At 67.5% G+C, this 16416-nt stretch carries 13 protein-coding genes; 8 read left to right on the forward strand and 5 right to left on the reverse strand.

Annotated features, from left to right (window positions below):
- Positions 1-57 precede the first annotated feature (57 nt).
- The 8 genes from ACU18_RS05415 (at position 58) to ACU18_RS05450 (ending at position 10673) form a co-directional block, all read left to right on the forward strand.
- Positions 58-549: a MarR family winged helix-turn-helix transcriptional regulator gene (locus ACU18_RS05415; protein WP_050684509.1), complete on the forward strand. Its 492-nt coding sequence runs from the start codon at positions 58-60 to the stop codon at positions 547-549.
- A gap of 82 nt (positions 550-631) precedes the next feature.
- Positions 632-2104 (forward strand): MFS transporter, encoded by a 1473-nt coding sequence (locus tag ACU18_RS05420; protein WP_082178201.1) that lies wholly within the window; start codon positions 632-634, stop codon positions 2102-2104.
- 114 nt (positions 2105-2218) lie between these two features.
- Positions 2219-3280 (forward strand): LacI family DNA-binding transcriptional regulator, encoded by a 1062-nt coding sequence (locus ACU18_RS05425; protein ID WP_050684510.1) that lies wholly within the window; start codon positions 2219-2221, stop codon positions 3278-3280.
- A gap of 77 nt (positions 3281-3357) precedes the next feature.
- Complete coding sequence (uxaC, locus tag ACU18_RS05430) at positions 3358-4782, forward strand: glucuronate isomerase (RefSeq protein WP_050684511.1); 1425 nt, start codon at positions 3358-3360, stop codon at positions 4780-4782.
- The gene (locus tag ACU18_RS05435; protein ID WP_442853702.1) at positions 4779-6203 is read left to right on the forward strand and encodes a mannitol dehydrogenase family protein; all 1425 of its coding nucleotides are present in this window, start codon (positions 4779-4781) and stop codon (positions 6201-6203) included. The genes uxaC and ACU18_RS05435 overlap by 4 nt, the downstream gene beginning before the upstream one ends.
- Positions 6204-6300: 97 nt before the next feature.
- The gene (manD, locus tag ACU18_RS05440; protein WP_050684512.1) at positions 6301-7530 is read left to right on the forward strand and encodes a D-mannonate dehydratase ManD; all 1230 of its coding nucleotides are present in this window, start codon (positions 6301-6303) and stop codon (positions 7528-7530) included.
- The gene (locus tag ACU18_RS05445) at positions 7520-9784 is read left to right on the forward strand and encodes a gluconokinase, GntK/IdnK-type (protein WP_050684513.1); all 2265 of its coding nucleotides are present in this window, start codon (positions 7520-7522) and stop codon (positions 9782-9784) included. The genes manD and ACU18_RS05445 overlap by 11 nt, the downstream gene beginning before the upstream one ends.
- A 157-nt stretch (positions 9785-9941) precedes the next feature.
- Positions 9942-10673: a FadR/GntR family transcriptional regulator gene (locus ACU18_RS05450; protein WP_050684514.1), complete on the forward strand. Its 732-nt coding sequence runs from the start codon at positions 9942-9944 to the stop codon at positions 10671-10673.
- Positions 10674-10695: 22 nt separating this feature from the next.
- On the opposite strand, the gene ACU18_RS05455 is transcribed toward ACU18_RS05450, so the two are convergent.
- From ACU18_RS05455 to ACU18_RS05475, 5 genes are all read right to left on the reverse strand, one after another.
- Positions 10696-11382, reverse strand: a complete 687-nt coding sequence (locus ACU18_RS05455) for an N-acetylmannosamine-6-phosphate 2-epimerase (protein WP_050684515.1) — start codon at positions 11380-11382, stop codon at positions 10696-10698.
- A 19-nt stretch (positions 11383-11401) separates the two neighbouring features.
- On the reverse strand, positions 11402-12346 hold the full coding sequence (locus ACU18_RS05460) for an ROK family protein (RefSeq protein WP_082178199.1): 945 nt from the start codon (positions 12344-12346) through the stop codon (positions 11402-11404).
- Positions 12347-12487: 141 nt separating this feature from the next.
- Positions 12488-13402 carry a dihydrodipicolinate synthase family protein gene (locus ACU18_RS05465; RefSeq protein WP_050684517.1) on the reverse strand — a complete coding sequence of 305 codons (915 nt, stop codon included), beginning with the start codon at positions 13400-13402 and terminating at the stop codon, positions 12488-12490.
- A gap of 38 nt (positions 13403-13440) precedes the next feature.
- Entirely contained in the window at positions 13441-14247 is an 807-nt protein-coding gene (locus ACU18_RS05470) for an ATP-binding cassette domain-containing protein (RefSeq protein ID WP_050684518.1), read from the reverse strand.
- Entirely contained in the window at positions 14244-16415 is a 2172-nt protein-coding gene (locus tag ACU18_RS05475; RefSeq protein WP_050684519.1) for a dipeptide/oligopeptide/nickel ABC transporter permease/ATP-binding protein, read from the reverse strand. Before ACU18_RS05475 ends, ACU18_RS05470 begins: the two co-directional genes overlap by 4 nt.
- Between the last annotated feature and the right edge of the window lies 1 nt (position 16416).

The following is a 16416-nucleotide window of genomic DNA, read 5'->3' on the forward strand; positions in this document are numbered from 1 at the left end:
GCCGCAGCGTCCGGACAGGCCGCGGGGCCCGGCCCCCGGCTCTCCTATGCTTGGGGAATGGATCCTGCCAAGACCCGCCGCGAAGCTGCACTGCCTCCGGTGGCCAGCCCCTTTAACCATCGGCCCCTGGCCGTGGCCGTCCTGGACATCTCCTTCGAAGTGCGCCGGAAAAGCCACGAGGGGACGGGTGTGCTGCCGCTGTCCAGCGGGGTGCTGGACGTCATCCGCGTCATCGAACGGCATCCCGGGATCACGGTGGCCGAGGTGGCAGCCAGGCTCGGCAGGCAACTAAGCAACGTCAGCGCGCAACTGCGGGAACTGGTGGCACTGGGCCTGGTCACCCGCACCCGGGACGCGGCGGACAAGCGTTATGTGGCACTCCACGCCACCGCCGAGTCGCGCCGGATCAAGTCCCTGCTTGAAGGAGCCTGGGCCGGTGCCCTCGCCACGGCCACCGACAAGCTGACCGCGGATGACCTGGCGCGCCTCGCGGCGGCGCTGCCCGCATTGGAACGGCTTGCCGCCATCCTCCACGAACCCGACGCCTGAGCCTGAACATGGCCCGTTTGGTGCCTGCCGGATAGATACTTATACTTATGTAAGTATTACTTTTGAAGAAGCGGAGATTTTGGTGGCAACACAAACAGCAACCCCGGCGGTTTTGGCGGAGCGCGCGGAGGGGCGGGCAAGCGGCGGCAAGTGGTGGGCGCTGGTCTTCCTGGCGCTCGCCCAGTTCATGGTGGTCCTCGATGGCACCATCGTGAACCTGGCCCTGCCCCGGCTGCAGGTGGAGATGGGCATTAGCGACTCCGCCCGGGCGTGGGTGGTCACCGCCTACGCCCTGGCGCTGGGCGCGTTCCTCCTCCTGGGCGGCCGCATCGCGGATTTCTGGGGCCGCAAGCGTGCGTTTATGACGGCGGCCACGGGGTTCGCCGTGGCGTCGCTGCTGGGCGGCCTGGCCCAGGCGCCGTGGGAACTGATCGGAGCCCGGGCCCTGCAGGGATTGTTCGCAGCCTTGCTGGCACCCGCCGCGCTGGCGCTGCTGACAGTGTCCTTCCCGGGTGGCCGGGAACGCGGCACGGCGTTCGCGGTGTTCGGCTCCATCAGCGGCGTGGGCGCCGCGGTGGGGGTGCTGCTGGGCGGCTTCCTGACGGACTACGTTTCGTGGCGCTGGTGTTTCCTCGTTAACGTGCCCATCGCCGTCGTCGCCCTGCTGGGTGTCTGGAAGCGGGTTGCGGAAAGCAAGGCAGGCGGCGTTCCCCGGTACGACTGGCCCGGTGTGGTCCTTGCGGCCCTGGGTCTTGGCGCCCTGGTTTACGGCTTCACCAATGCCGAATACGGCTGGGCCACTCCCGGCGCGTGGGGCTTTATCCTGGCCGGCGTGGTGCTGATCGCGTTGTTCATCGCCGTCGAAAAGCGTGTGGCCCACCCCCTGCTTCCCTTGCGGGTGGCCACCGAACGCAACCGGGCGGCAGCCTTCCTGGCGTCCTTCCTGGCCGGTGCCGTGCTGATCGGCGGCATCCTGTTCATCAACTTCTACATCCAGATTGTGCTGGGCTTCGCGCCGTTTATTGCCGGGTTGGCCTCGCTGCCCATGACGGTGGTCCTCATCATCACGGCTGCGATCGTGGCCAAAAACCTGCCCACCCTTGGCGCCCGCATCCCCACCGCAGTGGGCCCGGTGTTTATGGCGGCCGCCATGCTGTGGCTCACGCAGGTGACTCCTGACGGCAATTACGCCGTGGTTATGCTGCCGGCACTGATCCTGCTGGGCATCGGCCTGGGCATGGTGTTTGTGCCCATGCAGAACCTGGCGCTCTTTGGCGTGGACAAGGACGACGCCGGCGTGGCAAGTGCCCTGGTCAACGCCTCACAGCAGATCGGCGGCTCCCTCGGAATCGCGTTGTTCAGCACCATCGCCGCTGCTGCCACGGCAACGGCCGGCGGGGCACCCCTGGCAGCGCTGTCCAGCGGATACGCAGCTGTTTTCTGGTGGGCTGCAGGCGTGGCGATCCTGATCGCCCCCATCGCACTGGTGCTGATCGACATCAGCCGGAAGACGTTCAGCGGCGCCGCGCCGGACGCTCCGGCTGTCCACCTGTAGGCTGCCGGGCTGATCCTGCCCCCCTCCCAACTGACTCGCAGTTGTTGTCGTTTTCGACCCTCAAAACGACAACAACTGCGAGTCAGTTGGGAGGGGCGTCGTTAGGATGAAGCCGTGACTGAACCCAACCCCAAGGACCCCGCCGCGATCCCTGATGCTGCCAAAAGGCCGGGGCGGGACGGCAAATCGAATGCCACCATCTATGACATCGCCAAGTTGGCCGGTGTGAACCCCTCCACGGTGTCCCGGGCGCTCAGCAAGCCGGGCAGGGTCAGCGCCAAGACGCAGAAACTCATCGAGGACGCCGCCGCGGAGCTGCGCTACCAGGTCAATCCGTTTGCCCGGGCCCTGCCCACCGGGCGGACCAACACCATCGGCCTGATCGTCGCCGACATCACCAACCCCACCTTCTTCGACATCATCCGCGGCGCCCAGGCCACCGGCACGCTTCGGGACTACACCCTGGTGCTGGCCGAGTCCGCCGAATCCGGCGTCACCGAGCTCACCGCCGCGCGGCGCATGATGGCCACCGCCGACGGCCTGATCCTGGCCAGCCCGCGCATGGACGACAACGACATTCGCGCACTGGCAGCAGATAAGCCCGTGGTGGTCATCAACCGCGAGGTCGACGGCGTGCCCTGCGTCATCCCGGACGTCGGCAAGGGCATCAGCGAAGCAGTCCGGTCGCTGGCCGCCAACGGCCACCGCAAACTGGCGTTTGTGGCGGGCCCGCCCCAGTCCTGGATGTCGGCGCGCCGCTGGGAAGGAGTCCAGGCGGCCTGCGAATGGTCGCGGGTCACTCCTGTGCGGCTGGAATCCAGCAGGCCAACGGTCGAAGGCGGCCGGCAGGTGGCGCGCGAGGTCCTGGCCAGCGGGGCAACCGCCGTTATGACCTACAACGACCTCCTGGCCATCGGCCTGATGCAGGAACTGCAGGCCGGCGGCATGGCCGTACCGGACCGGATCAGCATTGTGGGCTTCGATGACATCTTCGGTGCCGATTTCACCACGCCGCCGCTGACCACTGTCCGGTCGCCGCTGGGGGAGTGTGGCACCGCCGCAACCACCCGGCTCCTGGACCTGCTGGTCGGCGAGGGCGGGGACGCCGGCACCCTCCGCGTGGAGACGGAGCTGGTGCTGCGCGGCTCCAGCGGGCGGGTCGTGCGGCAGGGCTGATAAATGCGGGTCAGCAGCCAATGGCAACTTTTGGCAACCGGTTGACAAGATGGCTGACGGACCCGGACCATTGACTTATGTCACAGTCGATTGCCGTTAACCCGGACAGGCTCCTGCCCGGCGATCCCGGAACCCGCAGGATTGCCAGGGATCTTTTTCAGCGAGTCAAGGACCTGCCCATCATTTCCCCGCACGGCCACGTTGATGCCGCGGTCATTGAACACAACACGCCGTTTCCGGACCCTGCGGTGCTGCTGGTCAGTCCGGACCACTACGTCACCCGGCTGATCCACTCCGCGGGCGTGGACCAGAACCTCCTGCGGCCCCAGGCCGGCAGCCACGGCAACCCCGGCGCCGCCCCGGATTCCCGCACCGTATGGCGCGAGTTCTGCAAGGCCTGGCCCCTGTTCGAAGGGACCGCGTCCGGCTACTGGCTGCGCAACCAGTTCCAGAGCGTGTTCGGCCTGCACAGCGAGCCCTCCGCAACCGAACCGGATGCCAGCTTCGACGCCATCAGCGCCCGGCTCCAGGAACCCGGCTTCCGGCCCCGCCAGCTCTTCAAGGACTTCAACATCGAGGTCCTCGCCACCACCGATGACCCCCTGGATGACCTGGCCAGCCACAAGGCCATCGCCGGGGACCCCACCTTCCACGGCCGCGTCCTGCCGACCTTCCGGCCGGACCAGTACCTGAACATCGCGCACCCGGAGTGGGCCGGTAACGTGGAGCGCCTGATTGCAGCAGCGGGCGACGGCGGCACGGGCTACGCGGGCTACCTCACCGCGCTGGAAAACCGGCGGCAGTACTTCATTGAGCACGGCGCCGTCTCCGCAGACCATGGCGTGCGGACGCCCCGCACGCTCAAGCTCGAGGCCGCCGACGCGGCCAGGCTGTTTGACCGCGCCAGGGCCGGCCAGGCCAGCGCCGCGGACCGCGAGGACTTCGAAGCGCACATGATGTACCTGATGGCTCGGATGTCAGTGGCGGATGGCCTGGTCATGACCATCCACCCCGGCTCCTACCGGAACCATCACGAACCCACGTTCAACACCTTCGGGGCGGACAGCGGGCACGACATTCCGTTCGCCATCGACTACACCGAAAGCATCCGTCCCGTCCTGCAGGACTTCGGCAACGCCAAGGACTTCCACCTGGTGCTGTTCACCATGGACGAGACAGTCTTTTCCCGCGAACTGGCGCCTTTGGCCGGCTTCTACCCGGCCGTCTACCTTGGCGCCCCGTGGTGGTTCCTGGACGCCCCGGACGCCATGCTGCGGTTCCGTTCCGCCGTCACCGAAACCGCCGGCTTCTCCCGGTCCTCGGGGTTCATCGACGACACCAGGGCCTTCTGCTCCATCCCGGCCCGGCACGATGCCTCCCGCCGGATCGAGGCGTCCTTCCTGGCCCGCCTTGTGGCCGAGCACCGCGTCTCCGAGGACAGGGCCCACGAGCTCATCGTGGACCTGGTGGACGGCTCCCCGCGCCGGGTCTTCAAGCTGTGAGCGCCGGCCTGCAGGACAGAGCCCAAGGCAAAGAGTCCGCCGCCGGACTGCCCCGGCTTACCCGGGAGCTCCGGAATGCGCCCAAGGCGCCGGTACGGATGGTCCACCTGGGCCTGGGCGCCTTCCACCGCTCGCACCAGGCCTGGTATACCCAGCAGGCCGGCGATGCGGCGCAATGGGGAATCGCCGCGTTCACGGGCAGGCGTCCGGACGCAGCCCTCGCGCTGGCAGCCCAGGACGGCCTCTTCACCGTGGTGGAGCGGGCCGACGCGGGTGACTCGTTCAGCGTGGTTGGCAGCATCATCGAAGCGGTGGACGGTGCCGACGTCGACCGGCTTGCCGCGCTGCTGGCCGCGCGGGCAACGGCCGTGGTCACGCTCACCATCACCGAAGCCGGGTACCTGGCCACCGCCGATGGCGGGTTCGACGCTGCCGCGCCGGACGTGGCCGCGGACCTCGCGGCCCTGCGCGGTACGGGCCGGCCGGTGACGCCGCTGGGCCGCCTGGTCCTTGGCCTCGCCGCCCGCCGGGCAGCGGCGGCGGGACCCCTGGCAGTGGTCTGCTGCGACAACCTTTCGCACAACGGGACCGTGGCCCGCAACGCCGTCCTGGGCATGGCCGGTGCCTGGGAGCCGGCGCTGGCGGAGTGGATCCGTGACGCAGTCAGCTTCGTCAGCACGTCCGTGGACCGGATCACGCCCCGGACCACGGCAGCGGACCTTGAAGCTGTGGCATCCGCCTGCGGCTACCGGGACTCCTCTCCGGTGGTGGCCGAACCCTTCTCCAGCTGGGTCCTGAGCGGGGAATTCCCCGCGGGCAGGCCGCGCTGGGAAGACGCCGGAGCGCTCTTTGTCGAAGACATCGAACCTTATGAGAACCGGAAGCTCTGGCTGCTGAACGGCGCCCACTCGCTGCTGGCCTATGCCGGCCAGGTCCGCGGACACGCCACCGTGGCCCAGGCCCTGGCCGACCCCGCATGCCGGCACGCCGTGGAGGCGTTCTGGGATGAAGCGGAGGCCAACCTGCCCGCCGAAGGCCTGGACGTACCCGCCTACCGGGCTGCCTTGCTGGCGCGGTTCGGCAACGCCAGGATCGCCCACCATCTGGCGCAGATCGCCATGGACGGGACCACCAAGCTCAGGATGCGCGCCGTCCCCGTCCTGCGCGCCGAGCGGGCGGCCGGCAGGACCGGTGCCGCGGCCGCCCTGATGATTGCTGCCTGGCTGGAATGCACGGCCCAGTTGCCGCCTGCCCAGGATCCATTGGCGGCCGGAGTCGAGGCGGCCAATGCCCTGGCTGGAACCGAACGGCTCCGCGCCTTGCTTGAACTGGTGGACGCGGACCTCGCGGCGGATGCCGCCGTTGTGGAGCTGATCGGGGGCCTCACCGGGAGGGTGGCCGCATCCCCGGCCCCCGGCTGACACGTGCCAAAACCGTCCGGTCACCCCGGTTTCCGCTGGCCTTCCCATCCACTCCCGAACCACCCCCAACTGCCCCGTCCGCCTGAAAGGACCAGCTGTGAAAATCATTGCCGCCGAAGTCTTCGTGACAAGCCCCTCGCGCAACTTCGTGACCCTGCGCATCACCACCGAGGACGGAGTCACCGGCATCGGCGACGCCACCCTCAACGGCCGCGAACTCGCGGTGGCCGCCTACCTCAAGGAGCATGTGGCGCAACTGCTGATCGGAAAGGACCCGCACCGGATTGAGGACACCTGGCAGTTCCTTTACCGGTCCTCGTATTGGCGGCGCGGGCCGGTGACGATGGCCGCGATCGCCGCAGTGGACATGGCCCTGTGGGACATCAAGGGCAAACTGGCCGGCATGCCCGTGTACCAGCTGTTGGGCGGCGCCTCGCGGAACGGGCTGCGCGCCTACGGCCACGCCTCCGGCGCGGACATCCCTTCGCTGTTTGATTCGGTCCGCGAGCACCTGGAACTGGGCTACAAATCGGTGCGGATCCAGACCGCGGTCCCCGGCATCAAGGCTGTCTACGGGGTAGCCGCCCAGGCCCAGGCCTCGGGTGAACGCTACGACTACGAGCCCGCCGGCCGGGGCGCGTTCCCTGTGGAGGAAGACTGGGACACCCGCGCGTACCTGCGCCACCTGCCCACCGTGTTCGAAGCCGTGCGCAACGAGTTCGGCCCGGAACTGCCGCTGCTCCACGACGGGCACCACCGGATGACACCCATCCAGGCCGCCAAGCTGGGCAAGGCCCTGGAGCCTTACGACCTCTTCTGGCTTGAGGACTGCACCCCGGCGGAGAACCAGGAAGCGCTCCGCCTGGTCCGCCAGCACACCACCACGCCGCTGGCAATCGGCGAAATCTTCAACACCGTGTACGACTACCAGACCATCATCAAGGAACAGCTGATCGACTACGTCCGGGCCGCCTCCACCCACTTCGGCGGCATTTCCCCGCTGAAGAAGGTGATGGACTTCGCCGCGCAGTACCAGATCAAGTCCGGCTTCCACGGCCCTACGGACATTTCCCCGGTGGGCTTCGCCGCACAGCTGCACGTGGGCCTGGCCATCCATAACTACGGGATCCAGGAATACATGCAGCACTCGGACAAGACCAACGAGGTCTTCCAGCAGTCCATGACATTCAAGGACGGCTACCTGCACCCGGGCAACGAGCCAGGCATCGGCGTCGAATTCAACGAGGAGGCCGCCGCCGCGTTCCCGTACCAGCAGGCCTACCTGCCGTACAACCGCCTGGTGGACGGTACCGTCCATGACTGGTAAACAAGCCCCGGCCCACATTGTGGTGATGGGCGTGACCAGCTGCGGCAAAAGCACTGTGGGCGCGGCCCTCGCCGAACGCCTTGGCGCAATCTTCGTCGACGGCGATTCGCTGCATCCGCAGTCAAACATCGACAAAATGGCTGCCGGAACTCCATTGGACGACGCCGACCGCGCACCGTGGCTGGCTGAAATCGGCAGCCGCTTCTCGGCGTCGGACGCGGGCCTGGTGATTGCGTGCAGCGCGCTCAAACGCCGCTACCGCGACCTGATCCGCAGCGGCGACGCGTCCGTGGTGTTTGTCCACCTGCACGGCGGCCGGGACCTCCTGGCCGGCCGGATGGCGGCCCGGCCGGGACACTTTATGCCCCTGTCGCTGCTGGACTCCCAGCTGGACACGCTCGAGGAGCTGCAGCCGGATGAGGCGGGTGTGGTGGTGGACATCGCCTTGCCGGTGGACCAACAGGTGGACCGGGCGCTGGCCGCCCTGGGGCCGGCCGGTGCCGGACGGCGGCAGTTCGACGTGGACCTCACCGCGGCGCCGTTCACGCTCGACGCCGAGGCCATCGCCTGGGTGGAGGGCACCCTCTCCGCGATGACGCTGGAGGAGAAGATCGGCCAGCTGTTCATCAACCACAACAACAGCTACGCCCCCCGGTACCTGGACGAGGTCCTGGACACCTACCACGTGGGCGGCATGCGCTACCGGCCGGGCCCCTCGGCAGCCGTCCAGGAACACATCCGGTACGCCCAGTCGCGGTCGCGGATTCCGCTGCTGGTGGCCTCAAACCCGGAAATGGGTGGCGCCGGCAGCTGCGACGACGGAACCTTCGTGAGCACGCACCTGCAGGCCGGCTCCCATCCGGACAAAGGGATTGCCCGGCGGATGGGCCAGGTGGCAGGCGTGGAAACGGCGGCCCTGGGGTGCAACTGGGCTTTCGCACCCATCGTGGACATCCACTACAACTGGCGGAACACCGTGGTCTCCACCCGGTCCTTCGGCAATACGCCGGAGATCGTGGTGGAGCGGGCCAAGGAGTACTTCGACGGCATCAGCGAATCGCCCACCGTCTGCGCCATGAAGCACTTCCCGGGCGACGGCATGGACGAACGGGACCAGCACGTGGTCACGTCGTACAACACCCTGGGCTACGGGGACTGGAACCGGACCTACGGGCACGTCTACCGGGAGCTGATTGGGCACGGCGTGCAGTCCATCATGGCCGGGCACATCGGGGCGCCGGAACTGTCACGGCATTTCCGGCCGGGAATCGCGGACCGCGACATCCTGCCGGCCACGCTGGCACCGGAACTGCTGCAGGACCTGCTCCGCGGCGAACTGGGCTTCAACGGGCTCATCCTGACCGACGCATCGTTGATGGTGGGACTTACGCAGGCCATGAAGCGCAGCGACCTGGTCCCCGCCACCATCGCCGCAGGCTGCGACATGTTCCTCTTCTTCCGCAACCCGGCAGAGGATTTCGGCTACATGCTGGAGGGGTACAAGTCGGGGGTCCTCACCGAGCAACGGCTGCACGATGCCCTGCGCCGGATCCTCGGCCTGAAGGCCAGCCTCGGCCTGCACCGCAGGAACGCGACGGACCTGGTGCCGCCGGCAGCCGCTCTCGAAGTGATCGGCGGCGAGGCGCACCGCGCCATTGCCGCGGACATCGCGGACAAAACGGTCACCCTGGTCAAGGACACCGCCGGCAACCTGCCCATCACACCCGCGACGCATAAGCGGATCCGCCTGTACGGCGTTTCCGGCGGTGCGGACTTCACCCGCGCCGATCCGCTGGCCTACCTCGATACCGTCCGCGAGGAGCTCGAAGCCGCCGGATTCGAGGTGCACCTGTTCCGGACCGCGGAGCAGCGGGAGGCCGCGGGCGAGGAAGACGTGAACTTCATGTCTGTGCTGGCCGAGGAAGCCACGGACGACTATCCCGCCAGATACGACGCCGCCTTTGTGTTTGCCAACGTGAAGGGCTTCGCACAGGAGGCCGCCATCCGGATCAAGTGGTCCAGCCCCATGGCCGCAGAGATCCCGTGGTACAGCACCGAGGTTCCCACGGTGTTTGTGTCCCTCAACCAGCCCAACCACCTGATTGACGTGCCCATGGTCCGGACTGCCATCCATGCCCACGCCGGCAGTCGCGAGGCGATCCGTGCCGCGGTGCAGAAGATCCAGGGCAAGTCGGAATTCACCGGCACGTTCAACGAGAACGTGTTTTGCGGGTCCTTCGACACCAGGCTCTAGCCTGGGCTTTACCCACAAGAAACGGCGCCATTCCAGCCGGAGAAATTCCGGCGGGAATGGCGTTTTTCTTTGGCCAAAGCAGACAGGGGACGTCCCATCTCCTGTATACTAGGAGAAGAGAAAAGGCCGCCACCCGACGGCTGCCTAAGGAGATATCGTGACCACAGCGCCTGCAGGAGTTTCGCCAGCCCGATTCAGTGCCCAGCTCCGCTCCCAGGCCCTGCAGACACGGATCATGGATCTTATCCTAGAGCGCGGACTGGACGTGGGCGATGCACTGCCCACCGAGAGCGAGTTGTCAACGGAACTCGGCGTTGGCCGGAACACGGTCCGGGAGTCCCTCAAGGTGCTCCAGGCCCTGGGCGTCATCGAGATCCGGCACGGCTTCGGCATGTTTGTGGCTCCGAACAACTTCACGGCGTTGGTGGCTGGACTGACCTTCCGTGGCCGCCTCTCGCTGCGCCACAAGGGCGAAGAGGCCATGGAGCTGGTGGACGTGCGCCAGGCCCTGGAATCCGGCCTGATCGGCTCGGCCATCGATGTGCTGACCGAGGAACACCTCGCAGAGCTTAAGGCCGTGATGCAGGGCATGCAGGAAGCTGCCAGCCGCGGCGAAATGCTGGTGGAGCACGACGCCGAATTCCACCGCCGCCTGTACGCGCCCCTCAACAACGAGCTGCTGACCAGCCTGGTCGACGTGTTCTGGCAGGTGTACCGCCAGATCCACCTGGCGCTCGGCACCGGAACCGTCAACCTGGAGCAGCAGGCCCAGGACCACTGGGACATCTACGACGCCGTGGCCAACCGGGACAAGGCCCTGGCCGCCGAGCGCCTGCAAAGGCACTTCGACGGCATCAGGCTCAAGCTCAAGGACGTTGCGGGGGAGTAGGCCGCCCCTGCCGCGAGGCAGGTCAGGCGTCCAGGGCGCCTTTGAACCAGCCGGTGATGCTGGCCGGATGCGTGATGGCAGTCCCCACCACAACCGCAAACGCACCGGCATTTAGGGCCTGCCTGGCCTGCGCCGGAGTGTGGATCCGGCCCTCGGCGATCAAGGGTGCGGCGAGCCCGGCGGCAGCAATCAGGCCCAGGAGTTCCAGGTCCGGGCCGGCAGTTTTTGGCCGCTCCCCGGAATAGCCGGACAGGGTGGTGCCGATCAGGTCCGCGCCGGCATCGGCGGCGGCCAGCGCATCGTCGAGGGAGCCGCAGTCGGCCATGACCAGGGCATGTGATCCGGCGTGGATCCCGGCGACGGTGGCTGCGAAGCTCAGGCCGTCCGGGCGGGCCCGGCGCGTGCCGTCGATGGCCACCACGTGGGCGCCGGCGTTCGCCACGGCCAGGGCGTGCCGCAGGGTCGGGGTGATGAAGACGCCGTCGTGGCCGTCTTTCCAGAGCCCAATGACGGGAACGTCGACGGCGGTCCTGGTGAACTCGATATCAGCCAGGCCCTGGACGCGGATCGCCGCAGCCCCGCCGATCACCGCTGATGCAGCGACCTGGCCGGTGGTGCGTGGATCGCGCATGGGCTCGCCGGGGTACGCCTGGCAGGAAACGATCAATTGGGAGCGGAGGGCCTCAAGGCCTTCGGGAGTGAGGATCATGGGTTCTCCAGGAAGTGGTTCAGCATGGGTTCAGAACGAGTTTCGCGGCGCCCACAATGGCGGCTGTGTTGCCCAGGGCTGCCCGCAGCACCGGCACGTCCGCCAGCGGGGCCAGGAGTTCGGCCCTCAGCGCGCGTTCCATCGGGCGCCACCAGAGGTCGCCGGCATCGGCCAGTCCACCGGAAACCACCACCACGGCAGGGTCCAGGATGTTGGCCAGGCCGCCCACGACCTGGCCCGCCGCACCCGCGCCGATGCCGATCGCCTTGATGGCGGCAGCGTCGCCGTCGTGCGCCAGGGAAAAGACGGCCCGGGTGTCCCGGACCTGGGGTGGGCCGCCGAAGCGGCGGAAGGATTCGAGGATGGCCGGTCCGGAGGCGATGGCCTCGACGTGGCCCGTGTGGCCGCAGACGCAGGGTAGCGCGGCACCGTTGTGGTAGGCATAGGGCGAGGCGACGTGGCCCACGTGCCCGCCCACGTGGCGATGGCCCAGGACGGGAGTGCCGGCCAGGACAAAGCTGCCGCCGACGCCCGTACCGAACGCCACCAGGAGCGAACTCGCCGTTCCGGCGGCGGAGCCGGTCCAGGCCTCGCCGAGCGCATGGGCGTGGACGTCGTTTACGGCCCGCACGGACGACGGCGGCAACCCCAGCCGCGAGGCCAGCCCGGCAGTCAGTTCCGTCCCGGCCCAGCCGAGGATCGCGTCGGTAGCCGAAACCACCACCCCGCGCGATGCATCGATCACCCCGGCAGAACCAGCCCCGACGCGGTCGACGGTGATCCCGGCAGCAACGGCCCGGGAAATGAGCCCCGAAACCAGCGCAGCAGTAGCATCGAGGATCGCCGCGCCGCCGCCGCGGTTCAGCGTAGGAATGGTCTCCGAAAACAGGACCTCCCCGGCTCCGGAAACAACCCCGGCAGCAGTCTTGGTGCCACCCAGGTCAACACCGATCGCGTACATCAATTTCTTCCTCACAGGGGATCGCGGGGGAGCCGGACTACGGGAGGCGGCGTTGGACGCCCATCTTTTGCGTAGGTTGCGTCAAAGCGCGAGGAACGAGCGCAGCAACCGGCAAAAGATGGGTGCCCAACACCCCAGTAGAACCTAGACCAGGCCGTTACGCGCCAGGATCAGCTTGATGGCGGCGGTCTCGGAGTCGTTCAGTGCCGGCATGGGCACGCTCATGGTGTTGGACTCGATGACGCCCATGATCTGCAGCGCGGTCTTGAACGCACCCAGTCCCGCAGCGCCCCCGGAGACCCGGCCGTTGGGGGTGAAGACGATTTCGAAGACGTCAGCCAGGCGGTCCTGCTCGCGGCGTGCGCCGGCCCAGTCGCCGGCCTGGGAAGCATCGAACAGGCGGCGGTAGCCGGCCGGGTCAACGTTGCCGAGGCCCGGGACCACGCCGTGCGCCCCGCCCAGGAGGGCGCCGTCCACCACCACCTCGTGGCCGGTGAAGATGCTCAGCCCGGGGTTGTCCTTGGTGGCCAGCAGCAGCTGGCGGAAGCCAACATCGTCGCCGGAGGAGTCCTTGACGCCGGTGATGACGCCGTCGCGGCCCAGCCGTGCCAGCAGGTCAACGGGGAGCTTGAAGTGCGTCCGGACGGGAACGTCGTAGGCGAAGATGGGCTTGTCGACGGCGGCGTGGACGGCCCGGAAGTGCGTCTCGGTCTCGGCGGCGTTGCCAATGGCGTAATACATGGAGGTGACAACGATCGCGTCAGCGCCCAGGTCGATGACCTTCCTGGCCTCTTCGATCACACGGTTGGTGGTTTGTTCGTTGGCGCCCACAATCAGCGGGACGGCGCCGGCATTGGCCTCCGCGATGGTGCTGACCACCAGGGCGCGCTCGGCATCCGTCATGTAGGGCACCTCAGCGGAGGAGCCGAGGACAAACAGACCGGAGACGCCGCCGTCGAGCAGATGCTTGGTGACGTTCTTCAGGGAATCTGTGTCGATGCTGCCATCGGTGTGGCGGGGAGTGACGACGGGCGGGATGACGCCGGAAAACTGGGGCATGGGGTAACTCCAATGGTTGAAAAGCGAAGCGGGAAAATTCAGGTGTGCAGCAGGCTGGGAGCGGCGCCCAGCAGCTTGCGGGTGTAGTCGTTGCTGGGGGTGTCGAAGACCTGCGCGGCGGGGCCCTGTTCAACGATGTTGCCGAAGTACATAACGCAGATGCGGTCCGAGACATAGCGGACGGTCTGGATATCGTGCGAGATGAACACCAGGCCCAGGTTCAGCCGGGTCTTCAGGTCGGAGAGCAGGTTCAGCACCTGGGCCCGCACCGAAACATCCAGCGCGGAGGTGGGCTCGTCCGCCACAATGATGTCCGGGTCCAGGGCCAGTGCCCGGGCGATTGCCACGCGCTGGCGCTGGCCGCCCGAAACCTGCGACGGCGTGACCCCGGCTGCAGAGGCCGGCAGGCCAACCAGCGCCAGCAGTTCGTCCACCTTTGCAGCGCGGGACGCTGCGGTGCCGATCCCGTGGATCTGGAGCGGGTCCGTCAGGATATCCGCGATGGTCATCCGGGGATTCAAGGCCGTTGCCGGGTCCTGGAAGACCACCGAAACGGAGCGGCCAAATTCCTTGCGCATGGCGGCGTTCCGCTTGATGGCGGGCTTGCCGTGGAACAGTACCTCACCGGATGTGGGCGGCTGCAGGCCCACCAGCACGGCGGCCAGGGTGGACTTGCCGCAACCGGATTCACCCACGATGCCGACGGTTTCACCACGGCTGATGCTGAAGTCCACGCCATCCACGGCCTTGACGATGGTGGGCTTGAAGAGCGATCCGGAGCGGGCCCGGTGGTGGACTTTGACGTCCCTGAGTTCAATGACGGGGGTGCCGGTGGCGGCGTTCATTTCGCGTCCTCCTTGAGGTGGCTGGCCCAGAAGTGTTCTGCATCCGAAGCCCCGGTGGAGGTGGCAGGTTCGGCAGCAGCCGGGGAACCGGCAGGAACCCTTGAACCGGCGGACACCGGGGTGAGGACCAGGCGTTGGTTGGGATCGGCGTCGGCCCGCAGGGACCGGGGCGCGAAACGGTCGCCGGGGGCGAAGTCCTGCGGGGAGGGGACCGTGCCGGGGATCTGGTGCAGCCGGGTGGCGTCCGCCTCGATGGAGAGGACAGCGCCCAGGAGGCCGCGGGTGTACTCATGGCGTGGATCCTGCAGCAGCGCGGAGGTCTGCGCAGATTCCACCACCTGGCCCGCGTACATAACGGTGACCCGGTGTGCCAGCGAAGCCACCAGGGCCAGGTCGTGGCTGACGAACACCATGGCGAAGCCAAGCTCTTCGCGGAGGTCGTTGAGCAGGTCAACCACCTGTTTCTGCACGGTGACGTCCAGGGCGGTGGTGGGCTCATCGGCCACCACGATCCTGGGCGAACGGGACAGGGCCATGGCGATCAGGACGCGCTGGCGTTGCCCGCCGGACAGCTCATGCGGGTAGCTTGCCAGCGTCCGGACCGGGTCCAGCTTGACCATTTCCAGCAGCTCGGTGGGCGTCTTCCGACCGCCCCGCCGGGTCAACTGGGTCATCTGGTCCCTGATCTTCATGGACGGGTTCAGCGAGCTCAACGCGTCCTGGTAGACCATGGCGATCTGCTCCCCGCGAAGGCCCTGGTAAGCCTTGATGCTGCTGTGCTTGCGGGCGGGATCCAGCAGTTCCTTGCCGTCGAAGGTGATGGAGCCGGTGATCTCCGCCGTTTTGGCCAACAACCCCATGATGGCCAGGGAGGTGATGGACTTTCCGCAACCGGATTCGCCCACCAGCGCCATGGTTTCGCCTTCCTTCACGGTGAAGGAGACGTTGTCCACGATGGCCGTGGCGCCGAACCGGCCCGGGAATTTGATGGACAGGTTGGTCACCTCGAGCACTGTGCGCGCATCGGCCGGAACCTGGGGCAGCCGGTCGGTCCGGGTGGCTTCCACTGCGGCCAGGCGCAGGAGTTCTTCGTCCAGCCGGGCGTTCGGGTTCGCCGAGATCACGGCGGCGCCGTGATCCGGCATGCCGGCACCTGCTCCCATGCCGTCGTCGGACAGGCTGTGCCGCGGCGCGGCCTGCACCGCGTCGAGTTCGTGTTGCTCCACGACGGAGCCCTGGGCAACTGAGGTGCCCACCACGGCGTCGACGGCGGTGAGGGCGGCAGCGCCGTCGTCGTCTTTTACCGCCGGTGCGCGCCGCAGCTTGGGGTTGACCATGGCATCCGTTAGGCCTTCGGCGAGGATGTTCAGGGCCAGCACCGTGAGCAGGATGGTGAGGCCGGCGAAGGTAGTGGCCCACCAGCCGCCGGAGAGCACCAGATTGCGGCCATAGGAGATCACGTTGCCCCAGGACGGTGCCGGATCCTGGACGCCGGCGCCGAGGAAGGACAGCGACGCTTCGAGGATGATGGCGTCAGCCACCATGACCGTGGCGAACACCAGCACCGGGGCGGCGGTGTTGCGGACAATGTGCTTGAGCAGGATGTAGAAGCGGCTGGCGCCGATGACCCGCTCGGCACGGACGTAATCCTCGCCGTACTGCGAGAGCACGTTGGCGCGGACCACCCGGGCCAGTTGCGGTGTGTAGATGATGGCGATCGCCAGGATGATGGTGGGCACGGAGTTGCCGAATGCTGCCAGCAGCACAGCGGCCAAAGCGATGCCGGGGAAGGCCATCAGGATGTCCATGATGCGCATGATCAGTTCATTGACGGTCTTGCTGGACGTGGCTGCCAGGGATCCCAGCAGCGCTCCCACCAGGACAGCGAGGGCCACGGCGCCGAGGCCGATCAGCAGCGAGGACTGCGAACCGAACAGCAGCCGGGAGAAGATGTCGCGGCCCAGCCGGTCGGTGCCGAAGAGGTGCTCGCCGCCGGGAGGGGTGGCCGGGGTGAAGGATTCCAGGGGATCGTGCGGCGCAAGAACGGGGGCGAAGATGGCGGCCGCGGCAATGATCACAAGGAAGACGAGGGCCAGGCGGGAGCTCCAGGGCAGGGCCTTGAAGCGGAGTCCGGGGGCGCTCAGGCGTTCAGCGAGTTTGCTGCGCATG

Origin of the sequence: Arthrobacter sp. ZBG10, assembly GCF_001238605.1 — a bacterium.
In the GTDB taxonomy this organism is placed as follows: domain Bacteria; phylum Actinomycetota; class Actinomycetes; order Actinomycetales; family Micrococcaceae; genus Arthrobacter.

Bases quoted from the DNA above. Each gene is read 5' to 3' on its own strand.
- ACU18_RS05415 (WP_050684509.1), top strand. From the start codon at position 58: ATGGATCCTGCCAAGACCCGCCGCGAAGCTGCACTGCCTCCGGTGGCC.
- uxaC (WP_050684511.1), top strand. From the start codon at position 3,358: ATGTCACAGTCGATTGCCGTTAACCCGGACAGGCTCCTGCCCGGCGAT.
- ACU18_RS05445 (WP_050684513.1), top strand. From the start codon at position 7,520: ATGACTGGTAAACAAGCCCCGGCCCACATTGTGGTGATGGGCGTGACC.
- ACU18_RS05455 (WP_050684515.1), bottom strand. From the start codon at position 11,382: ATGATCCTCACTCCCGAAGGCCTTGAGGCCCTCCGCTCCCAATTGATC.
- ACU18_RS05465 (WP_050684517.1), bottom strand. From the start codon at position 13,402: ATGCCCCAGTTTTCCGGCGTCATCCCGCCCGTCGTCACTCCCCGCCAC.
- ACU18_RS05470 (WP_050684518.1), bottom strand. From the start codon at position 14,247: ATGAACGCCGCCACCGGCACCCCCGTCATTGAACTCAGGGACGTCAAA.
- ACU18_RS05475 (WP_050684519.1), bottom strand. From the start codon at position 16,415: ATGCGCAGCAAACTCGCTGAACGCCTGAGCGCCCCCGGACTCCGCTTC.